At 74.2% G+C, this 8,768-nt stretch carries 11 protein-coding genes; 7 read left to right on the top strand and 4 right to left on the bottom strand.

All coding sequences use genetic code 11. The annotated features are described in order from the left end of the window. Positions 1–262 precede the first annotated feature (262 nt). Together MW084_RS12950 and MW084_RS12945 are read right to left on the bottom strand one after the other, a co-directional pair. Positions 263–1,291: a LacI family DNA-binding transcriptional regulator gene (locus MW084_RS12950; RefSeq protein ID WP_010475182.1), complete on the bottom strand. Its 1,029-nt coding sequence runs from the start codon at positions 1,289–1,291 to the stop codon at positions 263–265. Between the two features lie 24 nt (positions 1,292–1,315). Further along, complete coding sequence (locus MW084_RS12945; RefSeq protein WP_010475184.1) at positions 1,316–2,095, bottom strand: winged helix-turn-helix transcriptional regulator; 780 nt, start codon at positions 2,093–2,095, stop codon at positions 1,316–1,318. Between the two features lie 425 nt (positions 2,096–2,520). Between MW084_RS12945 and MW084_RS12940 the strand changes: the two genes are divergently transcribed. The 7 genes from MW084_RS12940 to MW084_RS12915 all read left to right on the top strand — a co-directional run bounded on the left by MW084_RS12940 (position 2,521) and on the right by MW084_RS12915 (position 7,283). Continuing rightward, positions 2,521–2,775 carry a MoaD/ThiS family protein gene (locus tag MW084_RS12940; RefSeq protein ID WP_010475186.1) on the top strand — a complete coding sequence of 85 codons (255 nt, stop codon included), beginning with the start codon at positions 2,521–2,523 and terminating at the stop codon, positions 2,773–2,775. Between the two features lie 10 nt (positions 2,776–2,785). After that, entirely contained in the window at positions 2,786–4,306 is a 1,521-nt protein-coding gene (locus MW084_RS12935; RefSeq protein WP_010475188.1) for a hypothetical protein, read from the top strand. Positions 4,307–4,451: 145 nt separating this feature from the next. Further along, positions 4,452–5,141 (top strand): LmeA family phospholipid-binding protein, encoded by a 690-nt coding sequence (locus MW084_RS12930; protein ID WP_010475190.1) that lies wholly within the window; start codon positions 4,452–4,454, stop codon positions 5,139–5,141. A 353-nt stretch (positions 5,142–5,494) separates the two neighbouring features. Further along, positions 5,495–5,578, top strand: a complete 84-nt coding sequence (locus tag MW084_RS24590; protein WP_353640726.1) for a putative leader peptide — start codon at positions 5,495–5,497, stop codon at positions 5,576–5,578. Positions 5,579–5,755: 177 nt separating this feature from the next. After that, positions 5,756–6,601 carry a sulfurtransferase gene (locus tag MW084_RS12925; protein ID WP_010475191.1) on the top strand — a complete coding sequence of 282 codons (846 nt, stop codon included), beginning with the start codon at positions 5,756–5,758 and terminating at the stop codon, positions 6,599–6,601. Positions 6,602–6,635: 34 nt separating this feature from the next. Next, positions 6,636–6,923, top strand: coding sequence for a DUF1416 domain-containing protein (locus MW084_RS12920; protein WP_010475193.1), 288 nt, complete (start codon positions 6,636–6,638; stop codon positions 6,921–6,923). A 96-nt stretch (positions 6,924–7,019) separates the two neighbouring features. Beyond that, positions 7,020–7,283: a DUF3099 domain-containing protein gene (locus MW084_RS12915; RefSeq protein ID WP_029553857.1), complete on the top strand. Its 264-nt coding sequence runs from the start codon at positions 7,020–7,022 to the stop codon at positions 7,281–7,283. A 458-nt stretch (positions 7,284–7,741) separates the two neighbouring features. Here the strand turns inward: MW084_RS12915 and MW084_RS12910 are convergent, their stop codons facing one another. Next, positions 7,742–8,035, bottom strand: coding sequence for a hypothetical protein (locus tag MW084_RS12910; RefSeq protein ID WP_010475197.1), 294 nt, complete (start codon positions 8,033–8,035; stop codon positions 7,742–7,744). A 223-nt stretch (positions 8,036–8,258) separates the two neighbouring features. Continuing rightward, complete coding sequence (locus MW084_RS12905) at positions 8,259–8,501, bottom strand: hypothetical protein (RefSeq protein ID WP_158684375.1); 243 nt, start codon at positions 8,499–8,501, stop codon at positions 8,259–8,261. Positions 8,502–8,768: the final 267 nt, after the last annotated feature.

Below are 8,768 nucleotides of genomic sequence, written 5' to 3'. Positions count from 1 at the left end.
GGAGGCGACANNNNGCGGTGGCGGCGGGTCCGGGCGCGGCNCGGCGGCGCGCCCGCGGACGGCGGGCGGGCCGGGTCGCGGACCCCGGCGTACGGCTGCGGTTCGTCGTTCCCCCGGCGGCCGTCGGCGCGGCCGCTGTGGTCCGTCGTGTGCACGCGCGGCTCCGGCAGGTGAGAGGTTCCGAAGACGCCCCGGAGGGGGCGGTGGAACCCGTGTGCCCGGTGCGGAGGCGGACATTCGGGACGACGGGCCGGCGGGGCGGCTACTCCCCGGCGCAGCCGCAGCTGCGGCGCACCACCAGCGTCGACGGGAACTGCCTCACGCGCTCCCGGCGCTCCCCGGGGACCTTCGGCCCGTCGTCCAGGACCAGGTCCACGGCCGCGCGGGCCATCGCCGGCCGGTCCGACGAGACCGTCGTCAGCGGCGGGTCCGTCAGCGCGGCCTCCTTCACGTCGTCGAACCCGGCCACCGCCAGGTCCCCCGGCACGTCCAGCCGCAGCTCCCGCGCCGCGCGCAGCACGCCGATCGCCTGGTCGTCCGTGGCGCAGAAGATCGCGGGCGGCCGGTCGGGGCCCGACAGGATCTTCAACGCGGTCTCGTAGGCGTCGTACCGGTCGTAGGCGGCCCGGTAGAGCCGCCCCTCCACGGAACGGCCCGCCTCCCGCATGGCGCGGCGCCAGCCCTCGACATGGTCGGCCACCGGGTCGCCGACGGACGGCGTCGACTCGATCCCGCCCAGGCACGCCACGTACGCGTGGCCGTGCTCCAGCAGGTGACGGGTGGCGAGCTGCGCGCCGCCTGTGTCGTCCGTCACGACCGCCACGTCGTCCAGGGCCTCCGGGCGCTCGTGGAGCAGCACCACGCGCGCGTCCCACGCCTCGATCTCCTGGGCGGCGGGCTCGCTCATGCCCTGGCTCACCAGGATCAGACCGGCGACCCGCATGCCGAGGAACGCGCGCAGGTAGTGGATCTCGCGCTCGTCGCGGTAGTCCGAGTTGCCGACGAGGACCATCTTCCCGCGGTCGGCGGCGGCCCTCTCCACGGCGTGCGCCATCTCGGCGAAGAACGGCTGCCGCGCATCCGGGACGATCATGCCTATGAGGTCCGTGCGCCGCGACGCCATCGCCTGCGCCACCCGGTCGGGCCGGTAGCCCAGCTCCTTGATGGCGGCGAGGACACGCTCGCGCGTGGCCGGGGCGACCGGCCGGGGTCCGTTGTTGATGACGTAGCTCACGACCGCGGTGGAAGTACCCGCCAGTCGCGCCACGTCGTCCCGCGTCACCTTGGCCACGCGCGGCAGTCTACGCGGGGTGACCTACCGCCGCGCGGGTCGCGGACCCCCCTCCCGCGGCCCCCTTCCGTCACCCGTCCGGGGGGCTTCCGGCGGCGCCTCGCCGGCCGGCCGATCCGTCCGCGCCTTCTCCGCCTTCTCGGGGACCACGAACCGGTAGCCGACGTTGCGCACGGTGCCGATCAGCGACTCGTGCTCCGGGCCGAACTTGGCCCGCAGCCGCCGCACGTGGACGTCGACCGTGCGCGTGCCGCCGAAGTAGTCGTACCCCCACACCTCCTGCAGGAGCTGCGCCCGCGTGAACACCCGGCCCGGGTGCTGGGCGAGGTACTTGAGCAGCTCGAACTCCTTGAAGGTGAGGTCGAGCACCCGGCCCTTCAGCTTCGCGCTGTACGTCGCCTCGTCGACCGACAGGTCGCCGCTGCGGATCTCCATCGGGGAGTCGTCGGCGATCTGCCGGCGGCCCGTCGCGAGCCGCAGCCGCGCCTCGACCTCCGCCGGGCCCGCCGTGTCGAGCAGCACGTCGTCGACGCCCCAGTCGGCGGTGACGGCCGCGAGCCCGCCCTCGGTGACCACCAGCAGCAGCGGGCAGCCGAGGCCCGTCGAGCGGAGCAGCCGGCAGAGCGACCGCGCGTGCGGCAGGTCGCGCCGGCCGTCGACGAGGACCGCGTCGGCGCCGGGGACGTCGACGAGGGCCGCCCCCTCGGCGGGGGCCACCCGCACGCCGTGCAGCAGCAGCCCGAGCGCCGGGAGCACCTCGGCCGACGGCTGGAGGGCGTTGGTCAGCAGCAGCAGGGAACTCATCGCGCCCCACCCGCCGGGCCCGTCGTCCCGCCGGGCGTCGTCCCGTCGCGTGCGGTCGGCTCGCCCATGGCGTCGGCTCCTCCTCGGTACCTGCGAGGACGTTGCGGCACTGCTTCCTCCGGTGTCCTGCGGCGGCCCCCGTACCGCCGGGGCCCTCGCCCGCCCGCCCGTGACGGCGGCCGGAAACGCAGAAGGACCCGGGGGCTGCGTCGCCCGGATCCTCCGCCGGCCACCCTAACCCACGGGGCCCGGGAGGACGGAGGCCCTGCTCACAGTGTGGGTGCCGCACCGTCCGCGCGCGCTCCCGGGGTACGGGTCCGGGGGCGCGGCCCCGGAGCGCCGGGGGGCGNNCGNNNGCCGGGCCGGTCCCGTCCCCGGGACGCCGGGCGTGGCCCATCATGGAGCCTGACGAAAGGAGCCCTCTCATGGCAGCGGGAACCATCCGCTACTGGGCCGCGGCCAAGGCCGCCGCGGGCACCGCCGAGGAGCCGTACGCCGCGGAGACCCTCGCGGAGGCGCTGGACGCCGCCCGCGAGCGGCATCCGGGGGAGCTGGCCCGGGTGCTGCGGAGGTGCTCCTTCCTGGTGGACGGCGCCCCCGTGGGAACGCGCGGGCACGAGACGGTACGGCTGGCGGAGGGCGGCACGGTAGAAGTGCTCCCGCCGTTCGCAGGAGGGTGAGCCGCACGGCATGAGCAGCGATCAGCAGTACCCGCACGACCCGCACGACCCGTCGCCGTACCCGGGCCGGCCGCACGCGGAGGGGGCCTTCGCGGAGCCGTCCCCCGCCGGGGCGGACGCCGCCGGCGGGGACGTGGCGCAGACCTGGGAGGGCCAGACCTGGGACACCAACTACCAGCCGGTCGTCCGGCCCCGGCAGCCACAGCCGCAACCGCAGCCGCAGCCGCCGATGCAGTACGGCTCGGGCGGGTACCCGCTGCCGCCGGAGGCCCCGGCGGGCCACCAGGCCGGGTACGACGCTCCGACGGCGTACCTGCCGCCGGTGACCGACCACGGGGCCGCCCCGGCCGGCCACGGTCAGGCGCCCACCCCTACCGGTCACGGTCAGGCGCCTTACGCTCCGGCGCCGCACGGTCGCGGCGGGGCGGCTCCGGCGCTCCACCAGGCCGGGTACGACGCTCCGACGGCGTACCTGCCGCCGGTGACCGGCCACGGGCCCGCCCCGGCCGGCCACGGCCAGGCGGCGCACGCTCACGGTCAGGCGCCCGCCCCGGCGCCCGGCCACGCCCACGGTCAGGCGGCCCCGGCGGGCCACCAGGCCGGGTACGACGCCCCGACGGCGTACCTGCCGCCGGTGACCGACCACGGGCCCGCCCCGGCCGGCCACGGCCAGGCGGCGCACGCCGCGGCGCCCGTCCACGCCGACCCCGCGCCCCCCGCCGGGCCCGCGGCCGAGCCCGGCTACGGCTCACCCACCACGCTCGGCAGCACCCGCATCACCGACGCCCAGCGGGCCCGCGCCGAGGGCCGGTCGCCGATCATCGACCCGGGTGTCCAGCCCGCCGGGCTCACCGCGCTGCTGGGCGTCCTCCTCGCCGGGGGTGCCGCGCTGGGCCCGTACGCCCTGCTGGTCCCGCTGGTGCTGCTCCAGGCGGTCACCGCCGCCGGCTGGTTCCGGCTCAACGGCATGTGGCCCGCCCGCCAGGGCATCGCGCTGGCGTTCCTCGGCGGTGCCGTCGCGGACGCCGCGCTGCTCGCCACCGGGCCGGAGCACACGTCCGCCGCGATCCTGGGCACCCTCGGCGTCTGGCTCCTCCTCGTCCTCGCCCTCCAGCTGCGCAGCCGCGCGGCGGCGGAGGAGCGGATGTACGGGCTGACGGCGACGGCCACCTCCTCGGCGCTCGCCGTCCTGGCCGCCGGCTTCCTGGCCGCCGATCCCGACGCGGTCGTCGCCGGCGCCCTCGCCGCCGCCGCCGCGACGGTCGTCCGCGCCCTGCCCCTGCCCGGCCCCGCCTCGCCGGTGGCCGCCCTGCTGGCCGGTGCCGGCGCGGGGGCCGCGGCCGGCGCGGTGACCGGGGCGGGCCCGCAGACCGCCGTACTGGGGCTGGCCGCCGGCGTGTGCGCGCTGGTCGGAGCGCGGGTGGCGGCGTACGACTACCCGTCGCGGTTCGTCCACTTCACGGCCGGGGTGGCCCTGCCCCTCACGGCCGCCGCCCCCGCCGTGTACCTGCTGGGGCGCGCCCTGGCCTGACCTTCCGGCCGCCCCGGCACCGCACACCCGCCGCGCCGCGGGGTGTGGCGGCCGGGGCGCTGGGGAACCAACGAACGGCCCGTGTTCGTCGATCATCCAGACCGTCGGGGGCCGGCACCGACCAGGGTGGGGGAATCACCGAGCCATGCGAGCACTGCGCACACTGTTGATCATCGCCGTCGTCCTCGGCGGACTCTTCACGATCGCCGACCGGCTGGCGGTCGCCGCCGCCGAGTCGGAGGCCGCCGACCGGATCCGCGCCCGGCAGGGGCTGTCCGCCACGCCGGACGTGTCGATCCGCGGCTTCCCGTTCCTGACGCAGGTCCTCGGCGGGGAACTGGACCGGGTCGACGTGGCGATGACCGGCGTCGAGGCGACGGCGGGCGGCCGGAAGGTCCGGGTCGGCGAGCTGGGCGCCGAGTTGCACGGCGTGCGGCTGGAGAACGGCTACTCGCGCGCGGTCGCCGCCTCCGCGACGGGCACGGCCCGCATCTCGTACGAGGAACTGCGCAAGGCGTCCGACCACGACGTCGTCCTCGGCTACGGCGGCAACGGCAAGCTGAAGGTCACCGGCACCGTCGAGGTGCTGGGCCGGACGCTGACGCGCAGCGTGCTGTCCACGGTGAGCGTCGTCGACGGCGACACGCTGCGGGTGCGGGCCGACAGCGTGCCGGGCGAGGGCATCCCCGGCGTCGAGGAACTGGTCCGCAAGCGGACCGACTTCGACCGCGAGGTGAAGGGCTTCCCGGCAGGGCTGACCATCCGGAAGGTCGAGGCCGCCCCCGACGGCCTCAAGATCACGGTGGTGGGCCGGGACGTGGTCCTGGCCGGCTGACGCCCCGGCCGCGCCCGGTCGCGCCCCCGGCCCTTCGGGGGAGCGGAACCGGGTGGCCCGGGCTGCCCGGGGGAGCGGCCCCTTGCCCCGGCCCGGCCCGCCGGGCGGCGGGATCGACGCGGCCCGCGTCCGGCCCGCGACCGGCCCGCGTCCGGCTCCCCGGGCGGTGCCGCGCACGCCGCCCACATCGCGAGACGGTCTCGTCCGCCCCGCAGACGGATCGGGGCGACGCCTCTTCGCCGATCGGACCCCCTCACCTCCCGAGGGGCTCACATCCCGAAGCGTGAACGTTTTCGTCTCGCCATGTGACACGCCGGTGACACGGCCGCCCGTCCGTCCCTACGATCGAACCCATGACGAAGCGACGGGCGGACCTCACGAAGCGGCGGGCAGTAGACCTGTGCCGCGTCGCCGCCATGCTCTGTCGCACCGTCTGAGAGGGCCCTCGCGCCCCGTTTTCCCGGCCCTTCGGCCGTTCAGGGGCCTTACCCGCCCGGCGCCCTTCCCGCGCCGGAGCCGCCCCGCACCCTCGTAGCGTGGAGCGCCCGGCGCGATCCGCCCCGTCCGCATCACCGCATCCCCCCCCCGCAGACTGCCCCGGAGGAGAAGACAGCATGAGCCGCAGCGACGTCCTGGTAGACGCCGACTGGGTCGAGGCCCACCTCGACGACCCGAAGGTCGTCCTCGTGGAGGTCGACGAGGACACGTCGGCCTACGACAGGAACCACATCAGGAACGCCGTCCGGATCGACTGGCGCCAGGACCTCCAGGACCCGGTCCGCCGCGACTTCGTCGACCAGGAGGGCTTCGAGAAGCTGCTGTCCGCGAAGGGCATCGCCAACGACGACACCGTCGTCCTCTACGGCGGCAACAACAACTGGTTCGCCGCGTACGCCTACTGGTACTTCAAGCTGTACGGCCACGAGGACGTCAGGCTCCTCGACGGCGGCCGGAAGAAGTGGGAGCTCGACGCCCGCGACCTGGTCGACGGCTCCGAGGTCCCGAACCGCCCGGCCACCGAGTACAAGGCGGGGGCCCAGGACACCTCGATCCGCGCCTTCCGCGACGACGTCGTGGCCGCCATCGGCAACCTGAACCTGGTCGACGTCCGCTCGCCCGACGAGTTCAGCGGCAAGCTCCTCGCCCCGGCGCACCTGCCGCAGGAGCAGTCGCAGCGCCCCGGCCACGTGCCGGGCGCCCGCAACATCCCGTGGTCCAAGAACGCCAACGACGACGGCACGTTCAAGTCGGACGAGGAACTGAGGGCGCTCTACGCCGCCGAGCAGGTGGACCTGTCGAAGGACACCATCGCCTACTGCCGCATCGGCGAGCGCTCCGCGCTGACGTGGTTCGTCCTGCACGAGCTGCTCGGCCAGGAGAACGTCAGGAACTACGACGGCTCGTGGACCGAGTACGGCTCCCTCGTCGGCGTGCCGATCGAGCTCGGCCCCGCCAAGTGATCCGCCCCAACCGCGACGCGAAGGACAGGTAGACATGTGTGGAGCCAAGGCAGGCGGCCCCGACGCCTCCTCGATCAAGCCCGGTGAGACGACCATCCAGGGGCAGGTGACCCGCGACGGCGAGCCCGTGACCGGCTACGTCCGGCTGCTCGACTCGACCGGCGAGTTCACCGCCGAGGTCCCCACCTCCGCGACCGGCCAGTTCCGGTTCTACGCGGCGGAGGGCACCTGGACCGTCCGCGCCCTCGTGCCGGGCGCCACGGCGGACCGCAGGGTCGTCGTGGAGACGGGCGGCCTTGCCGAGGTCGCGATCGCCGTCTGAGACGGCGGTACCGCCGAACGGCCGAAGGGCCGCACCTCCTGGGGGTTGGACGCTCTCCGGGCTCGAGGTGCGGCCCTTCGGTCATACCCTGGAGGTGTGTACGCACGTCGCCGACGCGCCTACTTCGCACTGATGGGGACCTGCCTCGTCCTCTTCGTCAGCGCGTGGGCCTTCGTGCGGCTGTGGTCCGTGGAGGTGGCCGTGGGCATGGTCTTCGCGGCGATGCTCCTGCCGCCGCTCGCCGCGTGGACGGCCAACCGGCGGGGGCCGGACGACCGCTGGTGGGACGCTCCGACCGGCGACCGGCAGTCCGACGAGTGGTGGGACGAACTGGACGGCAGGAAGAAACCGGAACCGTAGGGCGCCGGACCGCGTGGCCCGGGGCGGACCGTTCGGCCCGGGGGAACGGAAAGGCCCAGCGCGTCCGTGTGTCCGGGCCGATCCATCGTGTCCGCCGGTCCGCGGGGTCCCCGCGGACGCTGCGTGCGGCCGTGCGCCTTGCCTGAGCGCTGCCGTTTCCGATGGAGCGGGCCGATGGCACGGAGTGTGCTGGGCCTGCCGTCGTACCGGCCGGACGTGCGGCTGCGTCCGGCCGTCGAGCTGGTTGCCGTCCAGGAGGATGACGGGCTGGGTCCGGCGGCCGGAGCGTACGGCCGTCCGTGGCGGGTGAAGGAAGCGGACACCGCCAGGGCCGTGAGGCGTACGCCTCAGCCGTCGGAGACCACCCGGCTCACCCGGCCGTTCCGAACGTGGTCGGGAACGGCCGGACTCCACGATCGTCCGGCGCCCCGGTCATACCCGGACGCCGGACGGCATGGTCAGCGGGCCTTGTGACCCTTGGGGAGGATCACAGCGGTCGCGTGGGCGTTGTCCTCGTCGACGATGTGCACCGACTCGTGCTCCTCCTCCTTCACGTTGTGGGAGCAGTCGATGTTGTTGTTGGCGGCCGAGAGGATCGGCAGGTCGATGACCTCGATGACGTCGCAGCTGAGGACCTGGCTGCTGTTGTCGAACTTCGCCGAGTCGTCGTCGGCGGCCTGAGCGGTGCCGGCGGCACCACCGGCCACGGTCAGGGCGGCGAACGTGCAGGCGAGGGCGCTCTTGAGCTTCATCCTTCTCGTTTCCTTCTGAGTTTGAGAGATTTTCATGTCGTTGCGCCGACAGGGCGGAATGCCTGGGTGACTGGTATTCCAGTCCGGGGTTCAACCGCAATGCCGGATCGGGGTTGCTTCTGCCGTCAGGGAGTCGGTGCCGAAGGCTTCGACTCCGTTTTCCGGCATCACCAATCAGTAAAACGAAGCGCCACCTCGGGGGTATTGCTCCGACCGGGTGGTGTCAGCGGCGCCCCTCGTACGTGACGCTGCGGCTCTGCTCGGAGTGGTGGTTCTTCGAGCAGTCGATGGAGTTGTTCGCGGCGGAGGCGACCGGGATGTCCAGGATTTCCAGGCTGAAGCAGGAAAGGATCTGGGTGTCGTTGGAGAACTTGGGCGCCTCCTCCGCGTGCGCCAGCGCGCCGCTTCCGCCCGTGAGAAGAGCAGCGGCGGACAGAGAGAGAGCCGCGAATCCCTTTTTGCGCATGAGAACCTCCACCAGACCTGATTTCGTCGCCGGCACTTCTGCGGTGCCGACGGGCGGGAAATACCACCCGCCTGCCTGGTTGAACGAGGCCCATGGGGACGGGTCATGCCGCCACACGAGTGATGCGGTCGTTTGCGCCGCGGCGGAGGGGAACCGGGGGCGGAAAAGCGGCACCGGCCCGCCGGCGGGGGTGAGGGGCGCTTATAACAATATGACGGTGACGATCACNGCCTTCTGGGTTGAGGGCGAGCGTGTCGCCGTATATGT

Origin of the sequence: Streptomyces sudanensis (assembly GCF_023614315.1) — a bacterium.
Lineage (GTDB): Bacteria > Actinomycetota > Actinomycetes > Streptomycetales > Streptomycetaceae > Streptomyces > Streptomyces sudanensis.
This window is presented reverse-complemented; position numbering and strand designations above follow the sequence as displayed.

What these genes read in the sequence shown, in the direction of transcription:
- MW084_RS12945 (WP_010475184.1), bottom strand. Translation starts at nt 2,095, where the DNA reads ATGAGTTCCCTGCTGCTGCTGACCAACGCCCTCCAGCCGTCGGCCGAG.
- MW084_RS12905 (WP_158684375.1), bottom strand. Translation starts at nt 8,501, where the DNA reads ATGCGCAAAAAGGGATTCGCGGCTCTCTCTCTGTCCGCCGCTGCTCTT.
- MW084_RS12925 (WP_010475191.1), top strand. Translation starts at nt 5,756, where the DNA reads ATGAGCCGCAGCGACGTCCTGGTAGACGCCGACTGGGTCGAGGCCCAC.
- MW084_RS12920 (WP_010475193.1), top strand. Translation starts at nt 6,636, where the DNA reads ATGTGTGGAGCCAAGGCAGGCGGCCCCGACGCCTCCTCGATCAAGCCC.
- MW084_RS24590 (WP_353640726.1), top strand. Translation starts at nt 5,495, where the DNA reads ATGACGAAGCGACGGGCGGACCTCACGAAGCGGCGGGCAGTAGACCTG.
- MW084_RS12930 (WP_010475190.1), top strand. Translation starts at nt 4,452, where the DNA reads ATGCGAGCACTGCGCACACTGTTGATCATCGCCGTCGTCCTCGGCGGA.
- MW084_RS12910 (WP_010475197.1), bottom strand. Translation starts at nt 8,035, where the DNA reads ATGAAGCTCAAGAGCGCCCTCGCCTGCACGTTCGCCGCCCTGACCGTG.
- MW084_RS12940 (WP_010475186.1), top strand. Translation starts at nt 2,521, where the DNA reads ATGGCAGCGGGAACCATCCGCTACTGGGCCGCGGCCAAGGCCGCCGCG.
- MW084_RS12935 (WP_010475188.1), top strand. Translation starts at nt 2,786, where the DNA reads ATGAGCAGCGATCAGCAGTACCCGCACGACCCGCACGACCCGTCGCCG.